This is a genomic window from Shimazuella alba (genome assembly GCF_009831235.1).
In the GTDB taxonomy this organism is placed as follows: domain Bacteria; phylum Bacillota; class Bacilli; order Thermoactinomycetales; family Thermoactinomycetaceae; genus Shimazuella; species Shimazuella alba.
Genome location: NZ_WUUL01000005.1, coordinates 186,436 through 212,066, shown reverse-complemented (window position 1 = coordinate 212,066; position 25,631 = coordinate 186,436). Strand labels below are relative to the sequence as shown.

Here is a 25,631-nt window from a genome sequence, read left to right as displayed (position 1 = left end):
AAAACCATGAAGCAAAAGCCTCCTGTCCAAAAAGGACAAATAATTGAATGTATGATCCATGGATTTGGCCATAGCGGGACAGGTGTTGGCAGATACGATGGTTTTGCGATTTTTATTGGAGGTGCTTTACCTGGAGAAAAGGTAAAAGTACGTGTAACGAAAGTGAAAAAGACGTTTGCAGAAGGGGAACTGTTACAGGTTTTAGAGGCACATCCAGAACGAATAGACCCTGTTTGTCCGCATTTTGAGAGTTGCGGAGGATGCCAGTTGCAACATATTTCGTATGGGGAAGAATTGAAGTTAAAACAACAACAAGTGGAAGATCAATTACAGCGGATTGGATTGTTCTCGGATGTGATCATACATCCGGTTAAAGGCATGGAAAATCCATGGAGTTATCGGAACAAAGTTCAAATTCCCTTTGCAACGTTGGAAGGGAAAGTCGTAGCTGGATTTTATCAGCTAGGTACTCACCAAGTAGTAGATATGGAAACTTGTTTTATTCAAAATGAGTTGCAGACAGAGCTTACGAAAAAGATTAAGCAGTTGGTAGAAAAGTTACAGATTCCAATCTATAACGAGACTACACATAAAGGAATATTACGGCATGTACTGTTAAGGCAAGGTGTACATACGAATGAATTAATGGTCGTATTCGTAACCAATGGAGAGAAAATCGCTTCTGAACAGGATGTAATAAAAGAAATTCGGCGTTCCTTTCCAATTGTTACATCCATCCAGCAAAATATAAATACCAATAGAACCAATGTTATTTTGGGTCGTGAAAATCGTTTGCTTTGGGGGATGCCTGTTATTTATGACACCATCGGTGAGATACAATTTGCTATCTCTCCCCACTCTTTTTTTCAAGTGAATCCAACGCAAACAAAAGTATTGTATGAGCAAGCCAAAAAATACGCCAACCTCACAGGAGAAGAAATCGTAATCGATGCTTATTGTGGGATTGGTTCTATCTCGCTGTACTTGGCAGATCGAGCAAAAAAGGTGTACGGAATGGAAATAGTGCCTGCTGCGATTGAAGATGCAAAGCAAAATGCAGTTTTGAATAAAATCAAAAATGTTACATTTGAATTAGGCAAAGCAGAAGAGATTCTTCCAAAGTGGCAAGAAGAAGGGATGCATGCAGATGTATTGGTTGTTGATCCTCCTCGAAAAGGCTGTGATGTGGCATTTTTGGATGCAGCAACGAAAATACAACCAAAACGTATCGTCTATGTATCGTGTAATCCAGCCACTTTTGCTCGAGATGCCAAATATTTGAGTGAGCATGGGTATCACTTGCAAGAAGTACAGCCTGTAGATATGTTTCCTCAGACAAGTCATGTGGAACTAGTAGGTTTGTTCACCTTGCAGGTGTAATGTATAAAAGAAAAAAATGGAAATGATCAACTTATCATCTTTACATTTTATTTCATGTACCGAGCATCTCGACAATACAGGAGAAATCGTGAATGTTCATCCAATGACCTTGAAACAATGAGGAAGTGGAACTTGACACAGTACTTTAAGACCGAAGACACGAAAACCTGTCCATTTGGGTACATGATGTTCTGATGCAAATCCAGAGAAACTCAAACCAAATCCACTGTTTCTGAATCAAGCGATGGATGTACTTGGAGCTAATCCAGAAAAGTGTCCGATGGTGGGTGACTCGGTCTCGGACTTTGAGGCGGCCAAAGCGGCAGGTGTTCCCTTCCTAAGATATACTTATACACCAGACAGAGCTGTTTTGCTGTATCAAGCTGGGGCAGATATTGTGATCAATACGTTTGGTCCTTGGCTACAGCTCATGGAAGATGCCCTTCCGCCACGTGCTAGTAGTGTCAGGATAAAGAGGGATGATAAGGCAGACATTCAACCAATGTGTGCCCCATATATTTGTCTAACAGATGGATGTTTCTTTCTTCTAATGGAAGAAAAGGGGTGTGAAAATCTTAAAATATAAAATAGTAGACGCAAAAGAGTCCGAGTAAAATAGCAATCAAATAAATAAAACTTAGTAGCAAAAGAGTTTTATTTCGGCTTTGATCATAATGCTGATTGTGTTGTTTGTTTTGAGTCCTTCCCAACTGGAAAGTAGCAATTAGAGCAAAGAGACATATGATAAGGACGAATGTAATTCCAAAAATAAATATAGTAAGACCTCCAATCATTCGAAATGAAAAGAAAAGAGGCTTCTACTTTAGGAAGCCTCTTTTTACGTATACTACTTTTCTTCCCAAACTTGTACTTCTAGCATTTTTTCTCCTTGTTTCATGTTGACCACATGTTCAAAACCAGAGGTGACTTTACCAAAAACAGTATGTACGCCATCTAGATGGTGTTGGTTTTCATGAACAATAAAGAATTGTGAAGAACCTGTATCCTTGCCTGCATGGGCCATTGAAAGTACACCTGGCACATGCTGATGAGGATTTCCTTCTGTTTCACATGCGATGGTGTATCCGGCTCCACCATATCCAGTACCTTGTGGACAACCACCTTGGCTAACAAATCCAGGGATGACGCGATGGAAGGTGAGTCCATTATAGAAACCTTCATCGGCTAATTTTTTAAAGTTCGCTACTGTATTAGGTGCTGCTTCTGGATAAAACTCTAATTCGATTGCTTTTCCATTTTCGAGTGTGATTTTCCCTTTTACTGACATTTTCATGCCCTCCTTACTTAATCATCGTCTATTGTAACCTAATTAATGATAGATTGATAGGGACGTGACATAGTATCTCCAAATGCGTGTTGGCCAGAAGGTTATCTTCTGGCCAACAAAGTAAGCATCTATTTTCTTATTTTCTGCCTACATCATACAGACATTCAACCGGTTGATCCTTGTTTGTGCTGACTGATCTACACCCAGCTTCTTTCTGAGCTTGTCAAGAAGCACCACCTTCTCATCACGGAACATGTGCAGGAGCGTGATATGCTCTTCCGTATCCTCACGAATAAGGTAAGGGAATGGAACGCTCATTCGCCCGCGATCATGAGATACCTTCAGTGGAAGGCGGTTGGCCCACCATTTGTACACATGCATCTGCATGGCCAGAAGCCAGTGGTTTATCTTCTTGATTGGGATTTTTTGGGAATCCCCTCGAGAAAGGCAGATGATGGGGATTTCTACCCTTTGGGTTGTAAACATCCACTCTTTGTTTTTTGGAAGATTCCCGATGAACAGGTACATGATCCAAGCACGCCATTGTTGCTTTCGATAGTGCTTCTGATACTCACTTGATGTCAACCAAGCGATGATTCGATTAAAGTTGGCAATTTCTCTCTCCAGCTTTTCGATTTGATCGTCGGCGTTCATCGCTCCCATTTCTGTGTGTAGTTCTTATGAATAAATCGATTATAACAAACTTACGAAAAAATATATAGATTTCCAAGTGGATTACTATGTTTTGTTTTTGTAAAGGCATACTTTAAAAGGTGCGATTGCTTTAAAAATCTGATAACATTTGTTGAAGGGTTTCGAATGCTCGTGTAGAATAAAGGAATCAACCATGGGAGCGGAAGCGGAGGACGTATATGCAGCTGGATAAACTGAGCAGGCGTGAAGTGGAGCAACTATTTCAGGCTATTCTCAATTTGAAAAATATGGAAGAATGCTATGCTTTCTTTGAAGATCTGTGTACGGTTGGCGAAGTAAAATCACTCTCACAGCGATTGGAAGTAGCAAAAATGTTACGTACTGGGACAACTTACACACAGATTGAGAAAGAAACAGGTGCAAGTACAGCTACCATCTCGAGAGTAAAAAGATGTCTAGCATATGGTATGGATGGATACCATTTAGTGCTAGATCGCATAGAAGGAAAATCATAAACAAAAAGCGGCTGCTATGAAAGTCGCTTTTTGTTATATACATCCAAAAAGAAACCTCTGTGGTTAAAGGCATCAACGGTTTTCTATCTTTGTCTTCTGTAGAAAAGTTGTATAATGAAAAGCGGAGGTTTTGATATGTTACGAGAGCAAGTGAAAAAATGGAGGCATGTTTTCAAACTAGATCCAGCAAAACCGATAACAGATGATGCCATCCATCAAATTGCAACATCAAACACAGATGCGATTATCATAGGTGGAACAGATGATATCACCTTTCAAAATACCGCATATCTACTCTCCAAATTACGAAATTATTCCATCCCATATTATCAGGAAATTTCAACTTCAACCTCATTAGTGCCAGGTTTTACAGGTTACTTGACACCTACTATATTCAATACAAATGATGCGAAATGGATTCTCGGTATACATCACCAAACCATAAAGGCATTTGGTTCTTTTATCCCTTGGGATCAAGTGATCTTGGAAGCCTACGTTGTTTTAAATCCAGATGCAAAAGTAGCAAAGCGGACAAATGCGAATACAAACCAGCAAATATCTGACGTAATCGCATATGCACGGATGGCAGAATGGTTGCAAATTCCCATTTTTTATGTAGAATATAGCGGAACGTATGGTCTAGTCGACCTAGTGCGTGAAGTTTCTCCCATCCTTCAAAACACCCATTTTTGTTATGGCGGTGGTATTTCTAACCAGCAACAGGCCGAAGAGATGGCTGCTTGGGCTGATATGGTAGTAGTAGGAAACTTGATTTATGATGATTTAAACCAAGCGATACAAACGGTGAAATGGATAAAATCCATAAAAAAGAGAGGAGAAAGTTAAGTGCAGTCTGCAACAATATCTTTAGAAGGTCTAAATGATGTACAGAGACAAGCAGTATTAACTACAGATGGTCCTGTACAGATTATTGCTGGTGCAGGAAGTGGAAAAACACGGGTACTCACGCATCGTGTAGCTTATTTATTGGGGGAAAAACGGATTCATCCTTGGAATATCTTAGCGATTACATTTACCAACAAAGCAGCAAAAGAGATGAAAGAACGTATCTCTGCGCTTATAGGTTCCATGGCACAAGATATCTGGGTTTCGACTTTTCACTCGATGTGTGTGCGTATTTTACGTAAAAATATCGATCGTATTGGGTATGCAAACAGTTTTACGATCCTTGATACAGCAGATCAATTATCTGTTATTAAACAAATATTAAAAGAAGAAAATCTAGATCCAAAAAAATTCGAGCCTCGTAATTTACTTTTCCAAATCAGTCAGGCGAAAAACCAATTGATCGATGTACATGCTTTTCGATCAAGTGCTTCTGGTTTTATGGAGCAAATAGCAGCTCAAGTCTATGAAAGATATCAACAAAAGCTACGGACCAATGAGTCTCTAGATTTTGATGATCTTTTAATGGTAACAGTTAATTTATTTCAACAAGTACCAGATGTATTGGATTACTATCAAAAAAAATTCCAATATATACATGTTGATGAGTATCAGGATACAAATCATGCACAATACCTATTAATGAAACTATTAGCAGAAGGTCATAAAAATATTTGTGTAGTTGGTGATTCGGACCAATCTATTTACCGTTTTCGTGGGGCGGATATTCAAAATATCCTTCGTTTTGAACAGGACTACCCAAATGCAAAAGTGATCAAACTGGAACAAAACTACCGTTCAACCAAGCATATTTTAGAAGTTGCGAATCAAATTATAGCGAATAATACCGAACGGAGACCTAAAAATCTATGGACCGACAAAGAGGAAGGGGAAAAAATTTCTCTTTTTGTTGCTGAAAATGAACAAGAAGAAGCATATTTTATTGTAGATACTATTGCTAGATTGAGTAGAGAAGGGAAAGCATATCAAGATTTTGCCATTTTGTATCGCACCAATGCGCAATCACGTGTATTAGAGGAATTTTTACTCAAAGCAAATGTACCTTATCAAGTAGTTGGTGGAATCAAGTTTTATGAACGCAAAGAGATTAAAGATATTTTGGCGTATCTACGTGTTGTCGTAAATCCGCATGATGATATCAGCTTAGAGAGGATTATTAATGTCCCAAGACGTGGTATTGGTGCTACGACAATGGATAAAATACGTGTACATGCAGCAAATGAAGGAGTATCGCTCTTTTCGGCAATCCTAGAAGTAGATTACATAGGTCTTTCCAAACGAACCAAAGATTCTTTGACTGGTTTTGTGCAAATGATCCAAGCATTCCATGGAATGGCGGATTATTTGTCAGCTGTAGAGATGACAGAAGAAATATTATCTCGAGCTCAATACCGAGAAGAATATAAAAAAGAAAAAACAATCGAAGCACAAGCTAGGTTGGAAAATATTGATGAGTTTATTTCCGTGGCGAAAGAATTTGAAAACAGAAATGATGATAAAAGTATCCTAGCGCTACTAACAGAGTTAGCATTAGTAGCAGAAGTGGATAATGATCCAGTAGAAACAGATACCGTATCTCTTATGACGGTACACAGCGCAAAAGGATTAGAGTTTCCTCATGTGTTCATAGTGGGAATGGAAGAAAATATATTTCCACATAGCCGCTCATTGGAAGATGAAGTAGAAATGGAAGAAGAGAGAAGACTTGCTTATGTCGCGGTAACTCGTGCAGAAGAAATGTTATATCTTTCTCGAGCGAGAAGTCGAACATTATACGGTTTTACTAGTATGAATACTGCTTCTCGTTTCCTTGCAGAGATATCTCCTGCTCTCTTACAAGAGATAGGCAAAACAAATCCAAGAGTGGAAAAAAGAATTGTCAATCGACCTACTCCCCGTCCCGTGGGTGTTTGGACGGTTGGAGATCAAGTAAATCATAAAAAATGGGGAATAGGAACTGTCGTAAAAGTAGATGGAGAAGAGTTAAACATTGCTTTTCCAGCTCCAGTAGGAGTGAAGAAGCTGTTAGCCCAATTTGCCCCAATTGAAAAAATATAGGGAGGCTGTGTAATGCAATTTGCTGATGCCAAAGAACGTGTACTATCCTTGCATCAACAACTTCAAGAGCATAATACTCGATATTATGTTCTTGATGATCCAATTATTTCCGACGCCGAGTATGATCGGTTGATGCAAGAATTGATTCAGTTAGAGACATCGTTTCCAGAGTTACAAACAGCAGATTCACCAACACAGCGAGTAGGTGCAGAACCACTGCCCTTTTTTGAGAAAGTAGAGCATACCAGTCGGATGCTCTCTCTTAGTAATGCATTTAATCGAGAAGACTTGATGGAGTTTGATCAACGAATAAAAAAAGCCACTGGATTGGATCAAATCACGTATGTATGTGAATTAAAGATCGATGGTCTTGCTGTCTCTATTCGCTATCAAGATGGTATCTACTCCCTAGGTGCCACAAGAGGCGATGGACAAATTGGCGAGAATATTACCCAAAATGTAAAAACGATTCGCTCATTGCCATTAAAGTTAGCAACTCCCATTAATTTAGAAGTGAGGGGAGAAGCATATCTTCCTAAAAAAGAATTTGAGCGTATCAATAAACAACGAGCAGATAACGGCGAACCGTTATTTGCAAATCCCCGTAACGCAGCAGCGGGATCACTTCGCCAACTGGACCCCAAACTAGCTGCGCAGCGAGCGCTGGATCTATTTATTTATGGGATGGATGGATCTTCAGAAGTATATACCACACATCAAGAAACTTTTCGTGCAATCAAGAAACTAGGATTAAAAGTAAATCCAGAATGGAAGGTTGCTACAAGTATTGATGAGGTTTGGGAATATATCGAGCATTGGCAGTTGGAAAGAAGCAAACTTGGCTATGAGATTGACGGTATCGTAATCAAAGTTGATGATTATGCGTTACGAACAAAGCTTGGTTTTACTGCAAAGAGTCCACGTTGGGCGATTGCTTATAAGTTCCCTGCCGAAGAGGCTATTTCTATCTTAGAGGATATCGAACTTCGTGTTGGTCGGACAGGTGTTATCACTCCTACTGCGATTTTAAAACCAGTTGTCTTGGCCGGTACAACGGTGAAAAGAGCTTCTCTACATAACGAAGATATCATTCGTGAAAAGGGGCTCCTTCTAGGAGATCATGTGGTCGTCAAGAAAGCGGGCGACATTATCCCCGAAGTGGTAAGTGTGATTACAAAGGAGCGTACAGGTGAAGAAGTTGCTTTTCATATGCCAACGCATTGCCCAGAATGTAATAGTGAGTTAGTTCGTTTAGAAGGAGAAGTTGCTCTTCGCTGTATTAATCCTGCTTGTGCGGCTCAGATCAGGGAAGGTATTATTCATTTTGTATCCCGTGGTGCAATGAATATCGAACGACTGGGGGAAAAGGTTGTTATTTTATTGTATGAACATAAGTTGGTTTCATCAGTAGCAGATCTTTATTATTTGCAAAAAGAGGACTTGCTCGCACTTCCTCGAATGGGTGAAAAATCAGTTGATAACATACTTTCTTCTATTGAAAAGAGTAAAGGTAATTCTTTGGAAAGATTGCTGTTTGGTTTAGGTATCCGATTTGTCGGTTCCAAAGGTGCGAAGATGATTGCTGAGCATTTTGGAACAATGGATGCTATTGTGCATGCATCAGAAGAAGATCTTCTTGCAGTAGAGGAAGTAGGCCCCAAAATGGCTACAAGTATCGTGACTTATTTTAAAAAACCAGAAGTAAAAGAGCTATTGTCTCGATTACAAGGTGCCAATGTTAATATGACTTATAAAGGACCTAAGATTGTTCATGCTAATGACAGTGATCATCGTTTTGCTGGGAAAGTATTTGTTATTACAGGGACATTAGAGAGTATGTCACGTCAAGAAGCAGCAGAAAAATTAGAACAATTAGGTGCAAAAGTAAGCAATAGTGTGAGTAAGAAAACGGATTTTCTACTCGCTGGTGAGAAGGCAGGTTCCAAGCTGAAGAAAGCCCAGGAGTTAGGCGTTACTATCTTGGACGAAACCGCATTCTTGGCTGAAATAGAGAGATAACGAAAAAATAGCTTTGCTTTTGGCTTAATTGTAAGCTTTGCCAGATTCATTCATTTACAATTAACCCTTATTCAATGTATACTATTTGTGGTGATTTTATTTAAACTCAATTCTGATCTTTGGTGTTTATTTATTGGGGAGAATTGTCGGCAGTTTGTGCTATCAATTCTCTTTTTTGTATACAAAAAGGATTTAACGGAGGATGTATGGAATGGGATAAACTGGTGGATTGGTTGTGTTTAGAAAGGTAGGCTAGATTGGTGAAACGGATCTTATTGGTATTACTCACCCTGATTACGTTAGCAAGTTGTAGTAATAAATTACCTGATCTTAGCACGATAGAACAGCAATTTAACACTGGTTATGAACAAACTCCGATTTCTCTCACTTCTTATGGTAAACAATTAGGTGGACAAGTATATTCTCCAAAATATGATGACTCAAGTGTAGAATCGACTTTTACAGTAGATGGATTTGTGAAGCAATATCATAAATTAGCCCAAACGCATATGTGGATTCAGGTTACCTTTCAAGGAGAACCTAAAAATTCACTCCCCAAAAGATTTGAGTACTACACAGCAATAAAAGAAGGTAAATTTTCCGAATCAATAAAATTATTCGCCGGAATTGGTGATTATCAAGTAAAGATTTATGTTCCAGGAACTCAGAAGAACCGATCGTATTACCTTTTTTCTCAATTTACGGTCGTAAATCAAAGTCCAGATATACAAGCAGATGTGACATACAGTTTATTAGCAAAACAACAGAAAATGCAATTAACTAGCCCTACAGAAGGTTACTTAACCGGCAAAGGTTCTATTGCAATAGAGGGCAGTTTGAGCAAGGAATTTGTGAAGAAAAAAATACTTATTCAAGTTCAAAAAGGGAATAAGAAATGGCAGAGGATTATTACAACTACGAATAAAGCAACATTCCATGAGACAATTCCATTGTTATATGGAGAAGGCGTACATCAATTGGAGATACTTTTGCCTGATGATACGAGAACAAACTATTTTCGTAATGGAGCAAAATTTTATGTAGAAAACAAAACAAAAGATAACCGTTCCCCTGTCCAATATTCGGTGATGTATGAGCAAAGGGGTATTCATCTAACGGCCCCTATTGCAGGAGGGGGACAAGGGGAATATAGCTATCGGGTAAAGGGATATTTGGATTCCACTGCTGAACAAGCGAAGGAAACGACTCATCTTATCGTACAAACGAAAAAAGACGGCTTATTAGCAACTTATTTTGTGCCTATTAAGAAATTTGTTTTTAATAGTTTTATTCCTCTTCGTTTTGGTCCAGGTAATTATGATGTGATTGTGTATGTTCCAGAAATAACGAGCCAACAACGTGATTATTTTCGTTTTTTTATGGTAGCAAAGTTTCAAGTTTCCAGTTACGCAGATGAAGACAAACGTGATCTTCTTCCAAGCAGAGGAATTGAACCTGATCATCCAAAAATAAATCAGCTTGCAAAAAAAATTACCAAAAATGCCAATACCAACTATGAACGGACGAAGTTGATATATCGCTATGTTGCTAAAAATATGAACTACGATATGCAGAAATTTGAACAAAATAGTTTTAAATGGAACGACAGTGCAATAAAATCGTTGCAGCTAAAAAAAGGAGTTTGTCAGGATTATGTTTTTCTTACTCTATCTCTACTCCGCTCCCTAGAAATACCATCTCGGTTTGTGGAAGGCGTAGCAAATGGTCAAAACCACGCTTGGGTAGAGGCGAAAGTAAATGGAGAATGGTTGATCATGGATCCGACATGGGGATCAGGTTATATAGATCCAAATCGAGGATTTGTCAAACAGTATGATGGGCGTTTTTTTGATATTTCAAGTAAAAGATTAGAAAGAACACACAAAAGAACAGGAATCGTATACTAATTAAAAAGTATCCCGTAGGATACTTTTTAATTTTCTTTATGAATATAGTATAATGATTTCATGGAATAATTAAAATCATACACAATAATGAAGAAGGAGGGATCATAGTTGTTTTTTCTCATACTTATTAGTTTCTTTGTTTTTGCAATCAGTGGTCTTCAGCTTGTAGCAGGTGGATATGTATTAGCTGGTGTACCAGCCTTAGTCGTATCAGGAATCGTACCTTTACTTTCTTCTTTTTTGAATAAGCGCTGGAATAAAAGTCATAGTCATGGAGGAGAGAAGAAGAAAAAAAGTAAGTGGGATATTTGTGATTGTCTTGACTTAGGCGATTGTGGATGTGGTTGTGATTGATTTTATCTAAAATTCTTTATCAGATTCCTTGTCATCGAAGAGCAGATCGTTCTCTTTTTTTCAATGGGAAACAATTTCCTCTTTGTGCGCGATGCACGGCTATCTATACTGCATACCTCACTCTACCTTTTTTTGCTTTTATCCATAAAAATATTTATTTTCTTCTATTAGGGATTCTTTTTCAACTTCCTATGTTCCTAGATGGTTTTACTCAGCTGTTAAAATGGCGTGAGAGCACAAATACTTTGCGCATGATTACAGGTTTTATGAGCGGTTTTGGGCAATGTTTATTTATTTGGTTTTGGACTGATATCATTACTAGTCATTTGAAATGGTAACAAAATTTTATAACTCTCGGATTCTTACCATTATTTATAAGGGGGAATATCCATGATAGGTACTGTCGTTGGATGTCTTGTTATAGCAATTGTGATTGTTCTTGTGTTGGGAATTGCCGCATTGAGTGTAGCCAGCTACTTTTTTGAAGACGCACTACAATGGTTATCAAGCCCGTATATCCCGGATTGGGTAGTGGATGTAATATATTGGATTCAACTGTTCAATTAAGAAGAGCCAAATGTTTGGCTCTTTTTTTTGGTAAAAAATAGGCATCAAAATTACCTCCTTTATATGGCAGATAAACTGGCAATTTTTCTTTATTGACATTGATACAAAGGGCTAATAATATCCATTAAAGGGAAAACGAATAAATATAGCGAATTATTCGTAACATTACTGTAATATTTTTTGGTGAGAAATTACCCAAAAAATTATCTTTGCGTTATAATGTTATCATGCCAAAATGGGCATAAGTTCTGATTGGAATTTTATAATTTAATAAGAATTGAAATGGAAAAGCATGTTTTCCAATAGAGATAGGAATAAGTTTGGAAGGCAAGATGTTTTATAGGAGGTAAGTTGGATGGATGATTTTCAACGTCGCAATAATCAACGTCGTAATAATCAGCAATCATTTCAACCAAGAACGAGAACAGAAAGATTAGGTTCCAGAGTAAGTCAAATGTCAGGGAAAAACGGAAAAAAAGGCAAATATAGTCGTTTTTTTAACAAAAAATGGTTTATCCTAGTTGGGCTCACTTCGTTGTTGTTAATCGTAGGTGGTTGTTCAGCTGTTATGATGTCTGCGAATGTTTATAAGATCGAGGAATTAGAAAAATTGAACTTCTCCACAAGTGTATTTGATGAAAAAGGAAATCAAATTGGTCGAGTAGGGACTGTCTATCGGGAATATATCTCGATGGAAACATTGAAAAAAACGAACCCTGACTTACCAGAAGCATTTGTAAAAGTAGAAGATCAGCGTTTTTATGAACACTCTGGAGTAGACTGGTTTGGACTCGGTCGTGCAGTTATTAAAAACGTTATTTCTCTTGGTAAAGGTGAGGGTGGTGGTACGATTACCATGCAGGTAGCACGTAACGTACTCCTCCAAGATAGAACAAAAACTTATACACGTAAATTAAAAGAGATAGGTGCTGCGCTTAATATTGAGCGGCAGTACAACAAAGATAAAATATTAGAAACCTACCTCAATTACATTGATTTTGGTAACCAAGTAGCTGGTATTGAAATGGCGGCCAAGATTTACTTTGGTAAGGATTTAAAAACACAAACATTAGAACCACAAGAAATTGCTTTCTTAGCAGGTCTGCCAAAAGCACCATCTACCTATAACCCATATCGCAGTGAGAAGGGTATGCAAAAGGCAATCGAGCGAAGAAACGTAGTACTGATGAAAATGGCAGAGACCGAAGATCGACCACCTATTATATCAGTAGCAGAAAAAGAGAAACTACAAAAATTGCCACTTGGTACGAATGAGGAATACTTGGCCAAGTATAGTAAGCAGTCCAAATACCAAGCTTATACAAACCAAGTACTAAAAGAAATTGAAAATCGATATAACTTAGATGATGAAGAACTTAATTCAAATGGATATAAGATTTATACTGGAATTGATACTCATGCTCAGCAAGTAGTAGAAGAAGCTTTGCAAAAAGAGGAGTTATTCGAAGGTAAAGAAAGTTACGAGGGAGCAGTGGATTCAGGTATAACCTTATTGGATTCTAAATCGGGTTTAATTAGAGCTATTGGCGGAGGAAGAAATTACAAACCAGGAAGTCGAAACCGTGCCCGTGAGTTAATTCAACCAGGATCATCTATCAAACCACTTACTGTATTTGCTCCAGCAGTTCAAGAGAAAGGGTTTAATCCTTATACTCCATTAGAAGATAAAGAATACAAGGTGGGGGATTGGTCACCTAAAAACTTCTCTGGATCATATTCAGGCAATGTAACCATGAACAAAGCCGTTTATAGTTCACTGAATGTAGTAACCGTCAAGATGTTGATGGAAGATGTAAAACTAGATACAGCATATTCCTATGGAAAAGACAAACTCAAGTTGCCTTTGGTTCCACAAGATAAAGGACCTGCAGCCCTAGCACTTGGGGGATTAACACATGGGGTAAACACAATCAGTATGGCGCAAGCCTTCTCTACTTTTCCAAATAATGGTCAAATGGTAACAGCTCATACTATTACAAAAATCGTGGATAAAAATGGAACAGAAATAAAACCAAAAGATGGACAAGAGATTAATGCTAAGGGAAATCCAAGCAAAGTATTCTCCCCTCAAACAGCTTGGTATATGACTTTAATGATGAAAGAAGTTGTTGAAAACCCAGGTGGTACAGCACATAAAGCGGTAAAAGTGAAAACCGAGGTAGCCGGTAAAACTGGTACCATTCAAGAAGAAAATGCGGGCTGGTTTGTAGGATATACACCAAGTCTTGTACTTGCAGTAAATGTATTTAATGATACAGTCGATGGCGTGAAAGGAACTGCAAAAATCACTGGTGGTTCTATGCCGGCGAAAGTGTTTAACTACGTGTTAAAGAACACATTAAATGGCAAGGTGGAAAAATTTAAAAAGCCAGAAGGAGTACCAGATCCAGTACCTCCATTCCAGTTGAAAGCTCCAAATCTATCTGGAAGTTACAATGCAGATAACAACAGCGTGCATTTGAGTTGGCAAAAACAAGATGGTAGAGTCGTCTATACAATTCAACGCTCTGAAGATGGCGTTAACTTTAGCGATTTACAGACAAATGTTAGTGGAAATTCATTTACTGATACCAGTGTTCAAGCTCCAAATGGTGGCTTGTTTGGTGGTGGTGGAGAGAAATCTTACTACTACAAAGTAATTGCAACAGATACACAAGCTAGCGGCTCAGGACCGGCACAACAATCGTCTGGTGCTGTGCAGGTAATCGTAAAAGCAAAACAAGAACAACAACAACCACAGCCTTGTGATGAGAACGGTCAACCAGAAGGTTGTATCCCTCAAACAAATGATCAAAACGGCCAGAATGACAATGACAATGGACCTAATAATAATGGTAACGTAGATCAAGGCGGAGAAAATGCTGCAGCAGGTGAAGATAATGGTGTCAATAATGCGGATAACACCGGATGGATCGGTGGAAATCGCAAAAATGGTGGGGATAATAATTAGTAAGACCACTTGAATGGAGATTTTCTAATATAGCTTGTCGACTGATAAAGGTCGGCAAGCTTTTTTATGTTTCATAAAAAGTGAATAGAATTTAATCAATTAGACTTGTTTATACAGTAGTGTTTCAATCTGAAATCAGCTCTATGAAATGCATGAAATAAATTTTGTTCTAACTTTTTGTTCCGCTCATAAGAATTGCAAAAAGGACAGGAGGTTGTGTAATGATAATCGTAACAAGTTTACTCAGTGTTGGAATTATGCTTGTGCCTATCCCAAAATTAATTGCTTTTCATCCACGTCATTATACAATTTCAATCATTGTCTATTGGTTACTGGATATGATAAAAGGGTTATGTATTACCTTCCTTGCTTATCTCATAGCTGGGTGGATAGCAGCATATTTAGCAGCAATCATAGCAGTAGTAGCTGCAATTTTTCTAACAAAATGTAATACTTTTGCAGTAGCAGCAGGATCTACATTAGTATTAAGTCCCATCCTTATTGTTGTAGGGGCATTGGCTTTTCTCATTAGTTTATTTATAACCAAATATTATTTTCTTTCTACTTACTTTACAGTTGCATCAGTTTCTATTTTTGGTTTCGTTTTAGCCGCGCATTTGGCTGTTTGGGCTACCATCGTATGCCTTGGTATGATGGTATGTTTGGAGCAAAGATCTCATTTTCGACGATATCGACGCGGTTTAGAGAAACAGATCAATTGGTAGTGTGTTTGTAACCCTTCTGTTCATAAATGCACGGCTAAAGCAGCAGGATTCATGGGTAATCCTCGGTACTCCAAAGAAGTTTACAAGCTTAGACCGTGAGACCCATGGCAAGTAATCTTCTACCTTCTTGCAAATGTTCTTGGCTGCATTGATGTCTCGGTCATGGTGTTCGTTGCAATTGAGGGCAAGTCCATGCTCGTAGCCGTAGCTTCTTCACTTCTTGGTTTCGATGACCATAACACGAACAAAGCTGGCTGGAGGGAAAGAATTTTTCTACCTTTACCACTTTTCTTCTATATTCTTTCGCTTTGTATTTCAACATCGAAACAAACTCCGACCACGAAGGATCGATTTCACCAACCTCTAAGATGACAAAAGTTATCCTCGTCTGGCGCTTGCTTTCATCCCACTACCCCTACTGTGGGTTTTCTCGCTCACAATGTTATAATGAAGTGAACGACAATGTAAGAAGTAGGTTATAAAAGAGGGAAGCTGGTGGAAATCCAGCACGGTCCCGCCACTGTGATGGAAGAGGCAACTAGTTTTGAGCCACTGTCTTGTAGGCATTTGTTATGTCTACCATCTACTACCATGATGGTGATGGGAAGGCGCTAGAAGCTGATGAACCAAAGTCAGGATACCTGCCTACTTTTCTGGTTTCGTTCTCCTTCGGGATAAAGGAGATGCGAATTTTTCGCATGTAACCTCCCAGAAATTCACAAATGTTTGAGGAGGAAAAAATGAAAAAGTTTGCTTTATGGTCTTTTATGATTGTTTTTCTTTTAAGTTTAATGGGATGTCAAGCCATAAGTACGACGGAAGAAAATTCTCCGGTAGACTCTGGTGATGTTCGTTATCCTCTAACCATAACGGATCAAGCGGGAAATAAAGTAACGATACCTAAATTACCAGAACGTATTGTTTCATTAGTACCAAGCAATACTGAAATATTGTTTGCGATAGGTGCAGGGAAAAATGTAGTTGGTGTTACAACCAATGACGACTATCCAAAAGAAGTGAAGAGCCTACCAAAAGTAGGTGATATGACGATAAATGCAGAGAAAGTATTGGCGCAAAAACCGGATATCATATTTGCATCTAGCCTAAATGGTAAAGAAACGGTTGATAAATTAAAGAAATTAGGGCTTACGGTTGTATTATTGGATGCAAATTCAATTAAAGAAGTATACCAATCGATCGATATAGCAGGACAAGTAACAAATCAACTCCGTAATTCGGATAAATTAATTGGAAAAATGGAAGCAGAGAAACTTAAAATTTTCCGTCAGGTAGCAGCAGTAAAGAAAGAGAAAGCTGTGAAGGTCTGGCTAGAATCTGATCCTTCTTTATTTACAGCAGGTAAAGGTACCTTATTGAATGAATTAACTAGTATTGCTGGCGGCGATAATGTAGCAAAAAACTTAAACGGTTGGCCACAAGTACAATCAGAGACAGTTGTAAAATGGAATCCTGATGTTATTGTTTCCATGTATGGAGATACCAAAACCATTCAAAATCGAGCTGGTTGGAACGCCATACGTGCAGTACAGGAAAAAAGAATTACTTCCATTGATCCCAATATCGTATCAAGACCTGGACCTCGGATTATGGAAGCGATGCATCAACTCGCAAAAACATTCTACCCTGGTCAGGTAAAATAAACATGAAAAGAATAGGTGATATGTGGTGGGGAGTATTTTTTTTCCTCACTCTTTTTCTAACTATGAGTATTGCACTGTCTGTAGGAAGTACTTCCATCTCCGTACAGGAAGTTTGGGGGACTCTATTTGGATTGGTAAAAACTGATCCAGCAACTAGCGCTATTATCTGGAAAATTCGTTTTCCTCGTGTATGTGTTGCTGCCCTAGTAGGGGGATCGTTAGCTCTAGCAGGTGCCATCTATCAATCATTACTACGAAATCCGCTAGCTGATCCGTACATACTTGGTATTTCTTCTGGTTCAGCAGTTGGTGCTGTTATTGCGATAACAAGCGGTTGGGGTGTACTTCTCTTGCAGGGATGGCAAATCCCTATCTTTTCTTTTCTTGGTGCAGTTTTAGCGCTGGCTTGTGTGCTTCTACTCACTCGATCGCGATTACAGGTGCAATCTTTGTTATTGTCAGGTGTGGTGGTAAATGCTTTTTTTGCAGCCATTCTTACTTTTTTATTATCGATGTCACAAACAGAGCTTGCTCGCATTCAATTTTGGTTAATGGGCAGTTTCACTCTTCGTGACTGGGATCATGTTCTATTCTTGCTTCCAGTAAGCTTTGTAGGTGGCTTTTTACTTTGGCTTGGCAGTCGAGAATTGAATATTTTTTTACTAGGTACACTACCGGCTACCCATTTAGGTGTGTCTGTTTATCGAACAAGAATTATTTTATTAGTCATTGCATCACTGATTACATCAATTGCTGTATCCGTATCCGGTATGATTGGATTTGTCGGACTAGTTATTCCTCATTTTGTCAGGATACTAATAAAAACATCTGACCATCGTTACCTGATTCCTTATTCTTTTCTCGTGGGAGCAATATTTTTAGTTGGAAGTGATGCGCTGACAAGGGTGTTATTTGAACCACGGGAAATTCCAGTTGGGGTTATAACAGCTTGTTTTGGAGCACCTGTTTTTGCGATTTTGTTACATAAAACTACTCAAAAAATGACTGGAGAATCCTCATGATTTTAAGTGCAGAGGGAATAAGTAAATGGTATGACACAAAACCAATTCTCCAAAATATTAATTTTCAAATTCATTCAAACGAATGGGTAAGTATACTGGGACCAAATGGTAGTGGAAAAAGCACTTTACTATCTTGTATTGCTGGAAGTACAAAGATTAATGATGGGCAAATTTGTTTGAAAGGAAAAAGGATAGAAAAGTATCCTGTCAAAGAAAGAGCAAAAATAATTGCCTACCTTACGCAGGAAGCATTACCAGATATGCCGAATACGGTGGAAGAGATTGTAAGAATGGGGCGTTATCCATATAAAAAGTTGAATTTACCATGGTATCAAAAAGAGGATTTGGAAATAGTAGAAGAAGTTCTATCATTCACAGATACAGCTCTTCTTCGCAAACGGCAAATGAGCGAACTGAGCGGAGGAGAACGACAAAGAGTAGCGATAGCACTGGCTCTTGCACAGGAACCAGAAATTCTTCTATTGGATGAGCCAACTACTTATTTAGATATCTACTACCAACTTACATTCTTTGATTTATTACGGAAATGGCAGCAAAAGAAGCAAACTACTATTATTTCTGTGCTTCACGATATTAATCTGGCTAGTTTGTATAGTGATCGATGTTTTCTATTAAAAGAAGGCAAGATGGTGGATATGGGAATTACTTCAGAAATAGTAACTTTTGATAATATCAAAAAAACGTTTGAAGTAGAGCCGATCTTGATGGATCACCCATATCAAAGAGTTCCACAAATATTATTGAAAGGGGAAAAGAAATGAAAATATACACACGAACAGGGGATGAAGGTCAGACTGGTTTAATAGGAGACAGAAGGAGCAAAGATGATAGCAGGGTAGAGGCTTATGGAACAATTGATGAACTGAATGCATTCATTGGGGATGCTATAGCGAAACTAGATAGGGAACATGCAGATTTAATCGATGATTTGACCATTATTCAGCATCATTTATTTGATGCTGGTGGTGATTTAGCCCAAGTAGGTAAAAATCGTAGTTATAAAGTGCATGCACATATGGTGGATGATTTGGAACAATTAATTGATCGTTATGATGCAAAATGCCCTCCTATACGTTTTTTTATCCTTCCAGGAGGTGTAAGTCAAGCAGCTGCGCTTCATCTTTGTCGTGTTATTGCGAGAAGAGCAGAACGAAGAGTCGTAACACTTTGTAGATTGGAAGAAGCAAATGGGGAAGTCAGACGTTATTTAAATCGATTGTCTGATCTTTTGTTTACGATGGCTCGTGTGGTGAATGTACGTGCAAAAAGAGAAGATATCCCTTATAAAAGTGATCAGAAGTTTAAAAAGGAATAGGAGTAAAGATCGATGTTAACCTTTTTACAATATCCGAAATGCGGAACATGCCGTAAAGCTAAGCAATTTCTTGATAATCAAGGAATATCTTATGATAATAGACATATTGTCGAAGAGACGCCTACAGTAGAAGAACTAAAAAAGTGGATTTCTGTCAGTGAGCTTCCAATTCAAAAATTTTTTAATACCAGTGGACAAGTTTATCGCCAGTTAGAACTTTCCAAACGTCTGCCGAACATGACCGACCAAGAAAAAATAGATTTGTTAGCTTCTAACGGGATGCTTATCAAACGACCAATTCTAACAGATGGAGAAAAAATATCCGTTGGATTTAAAGAAGAAGAATGGAAAGAAAAATGGACATAAAAAAAGCTACGATTACGTAGCTTTTTTTATGTATTAGTTAGTTTGACGACGATAAGCAAGTACTGCTACACCAGCTAGAGCAAGTGCTGCACCAAAAACTGCGGTGTTAGCATAGTTGGTAGCTGTTTTTGGTAGTTTACCACCTGGGGTTTTACCAGCATTTGCTGCTCCAGCGTTCGCACCAGCATTAGTTCCTGCATTTGCACTACCATTGTCAGTACCGCCATTGTTTGTACCGCCGTTGTTAGTAGCACCATTGTCAGTACCACCGTTGTTAGTACCGCCATTGTTTGTAGCACCATTGTCAGTACCGCCATTGTTTGTACCACCGTTGTCAGTACCACCGTTATTTGTAGTACCACCATTGTCAGTACCGCCATTGTTTGTACCACCGTTGTTAGCGCCACCATTGTTGTTGCCTTTACATGGTTCATTAATTTTCACGTTAACAATAACTGGGATTTTAGATTTATGTTTACCGATAACAAGGTATACTTTTAAAGCATAGTTACCAGCAGGTCCATTTGGATTAGCAGTTGGATCATAAGAGATTTCGTAGAAATCACCTTTTTGTTTGGTAGAAACTTCTCCATTTGCTACGATTTTACCTTTTAAAGCATTTTTGTTGATATGATGGTAGATATCATACTTCAGAGAAACTTTTAACTTGCTTACATCTACTATTTTATTTAGTTCTTTCGTACGGATTTGTACATAGATTTTGTCACATTTTCCACCGACTTTTGCAATGTTCAATACATTTGCTTCACCCAAAATTTTCAAATCTACTTCCTGTTTGAGTGTAGTTGCAGAAGCCATAGATGGGATGAAGCTAAAAGCAAAGATAGCCATGAGGGCTAGTAAAGAATAACGCTTAACAAATTTTAACATTTAGGTAATACCTCCTCGTATGCCTATATATATTAGGCTAAAACAGACTATTTCCTGCTTCATAATGAAAAAAATTGACTAAATATGTTTAAGATTAACAATTTAGACATAAAAACAGTCTGAATATGCTTATTTCCAATGTAAATTTTAATATTTTTCGGTGAATTTAGTGGGTTTTTAGTTGGGATAATTAAACATTTGAAAAAGCACCTCAATAGAATAACAAAAAATTCAGGACATGGGAATGTATTTTTACCTTATGATTGGTACAAAATAATGTCTAATATGTTGATAAAATGTGTTCTTGGTACTATGCATGCTGAAATGGTAGAATCTAAAACGAAATGTGATTGGATGGCATTGCATTCAAAAGAATATCTGAGGAGGGTAAAAGGTACTCCGTCAATGACAAGAGTAATGGGAAAACGAAAGAAAGACTCAACTAAAGTCGTGAGATTTTAGGTAGTTCACTCATGTAATTCATTTGCAACTCAGAGTTCAGGGCTGTTTTTTTAGCCCGTCCCATGCGTTAGATGTGTACCGCATGAGCAGAACGCTTGGACCAAAGTAAGTTCCAGTGGTGTTTGTTTACCAGTAGTTCTAGTTCTCTTTCTGCCTCTAATGTTTTACGCAGTGAAGGAGCTCAATTAAAGAGATGCCAGTATGTGGCATTCATCTCAACGCAGCACATAAATATCTTGCAAGAAGGTTTGGGATTAATCGAAGTAGGACTACGGTATGAGGCTTGGTCCACTTCCTTGAAGTACCAAGTACTACCCAAGAATCCCCCACCTCTAAGAGTTAGCGTAGGTGGAGGAAAGGTTTAAATAAAGAAGATTTTTTTATTATCCGGCTTCTTGATAGGATGTAACTCTTGTGGGTTGGACTTTTTTAACTTTTATTAGAATACAGGGTATTTTTGTACATCTCCTAAAAAGTGTAAGAAGAAATAACAACTTGCAAATTACAAAGGTGTTATATGATCAAAAACAAATTTTTGGTTAGAGGCTAATCAAGTACCACAATTTTTTCTGCTTCTGTGCATAATAAATAGCTTCAATTTATAGGATTCCCCTAAACATGCAAAAATATAGTCTCCATTCCTCAATTGCCGATACCCAGCAGGGAAGTATCTGCTGATTCAGCTTTCTGAAATGCTTGTGCTAAAATATCAACTTGGTCAAGGAATGTATTTCGCTTGTGCGCGAATGATTGGATAGTTTTGACTCCAATAGGTATTGATTGCTACGATCGACATGTCATTTGGATTTAGTTTACTTATTAGATTTGATTTTCTGGCTAACTTGAAAATCGGTTCTAGTATTTACAAAGCGCTTGGAACCGTTAATTATGCAACGGGCACTTATATATTGGGTTACTAAAGGGTTTATCTATATCAGTTGAAGGGAAAAACAATAATCTGATTATTTGATAATATTAATTCCTTCTTATCAAGAAATTCCTCTTTATACACTCGATAATCGAGTCAGGACAATTAGTTTAATTATGATACTTTTATGAAAAGGGTTGAAAAAGACTATCTGCATTTATTGTTACTAAAATAATGATCAATACAAGAAATACGATAGCCGCAGCCGTTTTGCTGAATGGATCTTTGACCCTGATATGTGCGATAATAGCCCCTATCATCGTAATTCCAAGCCAAATTCCACCCCATATTACTGCCCCTTCGAACCAGTAGCCAATAATAAGCATTGTGGCCCCAACAAGTTGGACATAGCCTGTAACGACACGAAACCAATGAGGTAATTTAATTTGATTGAATACATCAACCCAATATTTGGCTCCAGCGATCTTATTGACTCCTGAGAAGATATAATAGGCGATTAGTAAAGATTGAAGAACGATGGAAAATATAAACATGAAGATTTCCTCCAGTTATTTTAAGTAACGTACCATTCGTATTACAGTTCTGCTAACATCTTTTCAAGTTGGTTCCCCATTTTTATCCAACCAAGTTTCGCTCCATTGTACGCATGACCTTCATTTTCAAATCCGGTGTGAACAAGACTTAAGTGGGTATTGCCGTCTACTTCTTTCAATGTCCATGTCACTATCGTGTTTTCTCCGTCTGTGATCCAAGTGTAAGATAGCGTATTGGGCTCATCCACAACAAGCACTTCAGAATCAACAACTCCATCCCACCATTTATTTGGCTCTGTCCAAAACTGGAATTTGTGACCGACTACTGGTTTAAAATTATTATTCATTACCCATTTTGCAAGTTTTTTTGAGTCTGTTAATGCTAACCAAACACGGTCGATGGAACTAGAAAACTGAAAATCCAATGAAACTGTCGGCATTTATTGCTCCTCCTCTAATAATTTGTCTAAAGATATTTCTTTATTGCAAAATTTTGTGCAATATTTCACCCAATCTCGAATCTCTCGAAGCAGTTCTGCATCTAGGCGATATCGGGTTTTCTTGCCAACTTTTCGACTGATGGGGCAAGACGGGCATTTTTAAGGATAGCTAAGTTTGGGTACCACGTGCGACCCATTGAAACGGTTCAGTTAACTCATGGAGCATATAAACATCCATTAACTTTTTTCCCCTTCACAACACCGTCCTCCGCAATTTTTGTCTATTAATCCAACACCAAATAGTGTCCTTTTCACAATTTCATAATAGGACACCAAATAGTGTCATGTCAAGTGTTATTTTTATATAAAGAGGTTGTTGCATAAATAAAATATGAAAACAGTATACAGCCGCTCGATAGCTATGCTTTTAAGGTCCAAATCTTAGGTGACCATCTTCGCTTTTTGGACGAATAATGCAACAGGCACTAATATAAAAAACCACCAGTTTAAACTGGTGGTTGTGAGTTACTAAGCTCTTGGTGGGACAACTGGAGGATGATAGATAGGAAAAGTAGGTGCAACCCAAACAGATCCAGTTCCAGTAAATGTTTGTAGGTATCCTTCTCCGCTTGTCATAGAACCTACAATTGATTTTGCTGAACGTTCGACGGTAAAGCTGATGTTACCATTACGAAGAATAGCAAAGTTGCCATCTACTTGAAGGCGTTCATTATTTAATTGAAGTTTCATGATTTCATGTGCTGGAACAGGGCTTTGAAGAACAACTAATCCATAACCCTTCAGGCTTGTTTGGAAAAGTCCCTCTCCACCTTTTAATGCTGCTGAAATGGATTTTTGAGCAGCTACACCAACACTTACCGAACTTTCACAAGCAACAAACATACCTTTGTCAACGATAATTTCTTCGTTATTTAATTGATATAGTAGAAAATGGTCAAAACTTGGTTCTAAGTATACTTCACCAGAACCGGTGTAACTTGGTTTAAAAGTGGATTCTTGTGTTAACATAGAACTTGCTATGTTTTTCAGCAAACCAGCAGCTCCCTTTCCACCTCCAACGTTGTTATCAGCAGTAATGTGACCTTTTGCAAATGATAATGCACCAGCTTCTGTGATGACACTACCATTTTGCAGTACAACACGTACTTGATGCAGACGTGAACCTGCTTTTTGTGCACTGTATAAACTAGCTACTTGGAGTGGCTTATAGCGCAAAATTTCAAATCGAGCAGCAGCTCCCTGTATGGACTCGATTACATCAAACATTTGTGACATAAAGGATTTTACCTCCTTGAATGAAAATAAAATAAAGTTCTCCTTCTATGATACATGAAAACACACTAGAAAGAACGAAAAATTTAACTAGTTTTGAGAGTTTGGCCAGTTTCATTAATAATTAGGAACCGCTTCTGATAAAGTGCACCTTTTTTAAATTTAATGAACACACGTGCAGGTTTTGCGTTTTTTGCTCCTACGTGATCCGTTTCTTTAATTGTAGAGTGCTCTTTAGGACTTCTGTGCCAATTTGTTCCACTGCTACAGGTGCTACATCATAGCCTTTATATTTGGGATCTTGTAATTGGATATATAATACCTCATCTTGATACCAATCAAACTCATCCGATATGGAAACAGAATGGTTTTCTTTTGTATTTGGACATATTCCTCCGTTAGAACGAATCGGATATTTTTCTTTAGATGGTGGGTATGGAATCGATTCAAACCAAACTTCTGCTCCTTGAGCATTAGGTCGAATTGCAACTGGTCCATTTGTAACCATATGAGCTTTTGGAAGGCTGTTTTCTTTTTTCTGGTCAAACATAGAACAAAACCTGCTAATAAAATGAAACAGATAAAAATAGAAATAATTTGCTCCAATATTTTACACTCCTTTCTTTTATTTTAGTGCACTTTTCTCGGTATAAAAATAGGTATTCTTGCGAATAGATGAGAATGCTTTTTAGATTATAGTTAATCTCATCTAGTATTGACTATCATTTCGTAAGTATGTTATCTTAAATTTGCATTCCAATGTACACTAATTGGATATAATATAGTCGATAAAATGTAATGTATTTAGGAGGACTAGAAGAAATGGCATCTCGTTTAGTAGGTTTACCAGCGCCAGCTTTTGAAATGGAAAGTACCAAAAACTTGGAGACCCTAGATGAAAAGGTTTCTTTAGCTGATTATGAGGGCAGATGGTTGGTGCTATTTTTCTACCCATTAGATTTTACTTTTGTATGCCCAACTGAAATCACTGCTTTAAGTGATCGTTATGAAGAATTTACTGACCTTGACTGCGACATTCTTGGAGTAAGTACAGATAGCAAGTACTCACACCGTGCATGGATACATACATCTCGTGATGATAATGGTTTAGGTGAAATCAAATATCCTCTTGGAGCAGATACAACTCATAGTGTAAGCAGAGATTATGGGGTTCTTCTAGAAGAAGAAGGGATTGCACTTCGTGGACTCTTTATCATTGATCCAGAAGGAATTGTTCGTTATCAAGTTGTAACTGATAACAACATAGGTCGCAGCGTGGATGAAACCTTACGTGTTCTTGAAGCGTTGCAAACAGGCGGACTTTGTGGAGCTGACTGGAAACCTGGTCAAAAAAATCTATAAAGAATACCAAA

The 25,631-nt window shown here is 37.9% G+C and carries 25 protein-coding genes, 1 pseudogene and 1 riboswitch; of the genes and pseudogenes, 18 read left to right on the top strand and 8 right to left on the bottom strand.

The features are described 5' to 3' along the window. Positions 1-6 precede the first annotated feature (6 nt). Both rlmD and GSM42_RS09545 read left to right on the top strand, forming a co-directional pair. On the top strand, positions 7-1,380 hold the full coding sequence (gene rlmD / locus GSM42_RS09550) for a 23S rRNA (uracil(1939)-C(5))-methyltransferase RlmD (RefSeq protein ID WP_160801311.1): 1,374 nt from the start codon (positions 7-9) through the stop codon (positions 1,378-1,380). 217 nt (positions 1,381-1,597) lie between these two features. After that, a pseudogene (locus GSM42_RS09545) lies at positions 1,598-1,966 on the top strand (HAD family hydrolase); the annotation flags it as partial. Between the two features lie 261 nt (positions 1,967-2,227). Here the strand turns inward: GSM42_RS09545 and GSM42_RS09540 are convergent. Continuing rightward, positions 2,228-2,668, bottom strand: a complete 441-nt coding sequence (locus GSM42_RS09540; protein WP_160801309.1) for a peptidylprolyl isomerase — start codon at positions 2,666-2,668, stop codon at positions 2,228-2,230. Positions 2,669-2,815: 147 nt separating this feature from the next. Continuing rightward, positions 2,816-3,322 carry a hypothetical protein gene (locus GSM42_RS09535; RefSeq protein WP_160801308.1) on the bottom strand — a complete coding sequence of 169 codons (507 nt, stop codon included), beginning with the start codon at positions 3,320-3,322 and terminating at the stop codon, positions 2,816-2,818. Positions 3,323-3,540: 218 nt separating this feature from the next. Between GSM42_RS09535 and GSM42_RS09530 the strand changes: the two genes are divergently transcribed. The 10 genes from GSM42_RS09530 to GSM42_RS09485 all read left to right on the top strand — a co-directional run bounded on the left by GSM42_RS09530 (position 3,541) and on the right by GSM42_RS09485 (position 15,365). After that, a complete protein-coding gene (locus GSM42_RS09530; protein ID WP_160801307.1) occupies positions 3,541-3,837 on the top strand; it encodes a YerC/YecD family TrpR-related protein in 297 nt (98 codons plus the stop codon). A 135-nt stretch (positions 3,838-3,972) separates the two neighbouring features. Next, on the top strand, positions 3,973-4,683 hold the full coding sequence (gene pcrB, locus GSM42_RS09525) for a heptaprenylglyceryl phosphate synthase (RefSeq protein WP_160801306.1): 711 nt from the start codon (positions 3,973-3,975) through the stop codon (positions 4,681-4,683). After that, entirely contained in the window at positions 4,684-6,822 is a 2,139-nt protein-coding gene (gene pcrA, locus GSM42_RS09520) for a DNA helicase PcrA (protein WP_160801305.1), read from the top strand. It abuts the gene before it with no gap. A gap of 12 nt (positions 6,823-6,834) precedes the next feature. Beyond that, positions 6,835-8,841 (top strand): NAD-dependent DNA ligase LigA, encoded by a 2,007-nt coding sequence (gene ligA, locus GSM42_RS09515; protein WP_160801304.1) that lies wholly within the window; start codon positions 6,835-6,837, stop codon positions 8,839-8,841. A 260-nt stretch (positions 8,842-9,101) separates the two neighbouring features. Continuing rightward, on the top strand, positions 9,102-10,748 hold the full coding sequence (locus GSM42_RS21160; RefSeq protein WP_160801303.1) for a transglutaminase domain-containing protein: 1,647 nt from the start codon (positions 9,102-9,104) through the stop codon (positions 10,746-10,748). Positions 10,749-10,856: 108 nt separating this feature from the next. After that, positions 10,857-11,102 (top strand): hypothetical protein, encoded by a 246-nt coding sequence (locus GSM42_RS09505; RefSeq protein ID WP_160801302.1) that lies wholly within the window; start codon positions 10,857-10,859, stop codon positions 11,100-11,102. Then, the gene (locus GSM42_RS09500) at positions 11,099-11,440 is read left to right on the top strand and encodes a DUF2085 domain-containing protein (RefSeq protein WP_202404867.1); all 342 of its coding nucleotides are present in this window, start codon (positions 11,099-11,101) and stop codon (positions 11,438-11,440) included. Before GSM42_RS09505 ends, GSM42_RS09500 begins: the two co-directional genes overlap by 4 nt. A 52-nt stretch (positions 11,441-11,492) precedes the next feature. Then, complete coding sequence (locus GSM42_RS09495) at positions 11,493-11,669, top strand: hypothetical protein (RefSeq protein WP_160801301.1); 177 nt, start codon at positions 11,493-11,495, stop codon at positions 11,667-11,669. A gap of 355 nt (positions 11,670-12,024) precedes the next feature. Next, entirely contained in the window at positions 12,025-14,640 is a 2,616-nt protein-coding gene (locus GSM42_RS09490) for a transglycosylase domain-containing protein (RefSeq protein WP_160801300.1), read from the top strand. 221 nt (positions 14,641-14,861) lie between these two features. After that, entirely contained in the window at positions 14,862-15,365 is a 504-nt protein-coding gene (locus GSM42_RS09485; RefSeq protein WP_160801299.1) for a glycerol-3-phosphate acyltransferase, read from the top strand. Between the two features lie 160 nt (positions 15,366-15,525). Here GSM42_RS09485 and GSM42_RS21155 read toward each other — a convergent pair whose 3' ends face one another. Then, on the bottom strand, positions 15,526-15,717 hold the full coding sequence (locus GSM42_RS21155) for a zinc ribbon domain-containing protein (RefSeq protein WP_420820986.1): 192 nt from the start codon (positions 15,715-15,717) through the stop codon (positions 15,526-15,528). Positions 15,718-15,821: 104 nt separating this feature from the next. Beyond that, positions 15,822-16,028: riboswitch (cobalamin riboswitch) on the top strand. Positions 16,029-16,105: 77 nt separating this feature from the next. Between GSM42_RS21155 and GSM42_RS09475 the strand changes: the two genes are divergently transcribed. Genes GSM42_RS09475 through GSM42_RS09455 form a run of 5 tightly spaced genes read left to right on the top strand, consistent with a single transcriptional unit; the run spans position 16,106 to position 19,750 of the window. Beyond that, on the top strand, positions 16,106-17,026 hold the full coding sequence (locus tag GSM42_RS09475) for an ABC transporter substrate-binding protein (RefSeq protein WP_160801297.1): 921 nt from the start codon (positions 16,106-16,108) through the stop codon (positions 17,024-17,026). Between the two features lie 2 nt (positions 17,027-17,028). Further along, a complete protein-coding gene (locus GSM42_RS09470) occupies positions 17,029-18,048 on the top strand; it encodes a FecCD family ABC transporter permease (protein WP_160801296.1) in 1,020 nt (339 codons plus the stop codon). Then, on the top strand, positions 18,045-18,830 hold the full coding sequence (locus GSM42_RS09465; protein ID WP_160801295.1) for an ABC transporter ATP-binding protein: 786 nt from the start codon (positions 18,045-18,047) through the stop codon (positions 18,828-18,830). Before GSM42_RS09470 ends, GSM42_RS09465 begins: the two co-directional genes overlap by 4 nt. Then, a complete protein-coding gene (locus GSM42_RS09460) occupies positions 18,827-19,384 on the top strand; it encodes a cob(I)yrinic acid a,c-diamide adenosyltransferase (RefSeq protein WP_160801294.1) in 558 nt (185 codons plus the stop codon). The genes GSM42_RS09465 and GSM42_RS09460 overlap by 4 nt, the downstream gene beginning before the upstream one ends. A 12-nt stretch (positions 19,385-19,396) precedes the next feature. Further along, positions 19,397-19,750: an arsenate reductase family protein gene (locus GSM42_RS09455; protein WP_160801293.1), complete on the top strand. Its 354-nt coding sequence runs from the start codon at positions 19,397-19,399 to the stop codon at positions 19,748-19,750. Positions 19,751-19,783: 33 nt separating this feature from the next. On the opposite strand, the gene GSM42_RS09450 is transcribed toward GSM42_RS09455, so the two are convergent. The 5 genes from GSM42_RS09450 to GSM42_RS09430 form a co-directional block, all read right to left on the bottom strand. Continuing rightward, positions 19,784-20,641, bottom strand: coding sequence for an LPXTG cell wall anchor domain-containing protein (locus tag GSM42_RS09450; protein WP_160801292.1), 858 nt, complete (start codon positions 20,639-20,641; stop codon positions 19,784-19,786). A 1,515-nt stretch (positions 20,642-22,156) separates the two neighbouring features. Next, on the bottom strand, positions 22,157-22,525 hold the full coding sequence (locus tag GSM42_RS09445) for a DoxX family protein (RefSeq protein ID WP_160801291.1): 369 nt from the start codon (positions 22,523-22,525) through the stop codon (positions 22,157-22,159). A 41-nt stretch (positions 22,526-22,566) separates the two neighbouring features. Continuing rightward, the gene (locus GSM42_RS09440) at positions 22,567-22,965 is read right to left on the bottom strand and encodes an SRPBCC family protein (RefSeq protein ID WP_160801290.1); all 399 of its coding nucleotides are present in this window, start codon (positions 22,963-22,965) and stop codon (positions 22,567-22,569) included. A 528-nt stretch (positions 22,966-23,493) separates the two neighbouring features. Next, entirely contained in the window at positions 23,494-24,261 is a 768-nt protein-coding gene (locus GSM42_RS09435; RefSeq protein ID WP_160801289.1) for an AIM24 family protein, read from the bottom strand. Between the two features lie 196 nt (positions 24,262-24,457). Further along, positions 24,458-24,808 (bottom strand): hypothetical protein, encoded by a 351-nt coding sequence (locus GSM42_RS09430; RefSeq protein WP_160801288.1) that lies wholly within the window; start codon positions 24,806-24,808, stop codon positions 24,458-24,460. Positions 24,809-25,080: 272 nt separating this feature from the next. Between GSM42_RS09430 and GSM42_RS09425 the strand changes: the two genes are divergently transcribed. Next, positions 25,081-25,620, top strand: a complete 540-nt coding sequence (locus GSM42_RS09425) for a peroxiredoxin (RefSeq protein WP_160801287.1) — start codon at positions 25,081-25,083, stop codon at positions 25,618-25,620. The last annotated feature ends 11 nt before the right edge of the window (positions 25,621-25,631 follow it).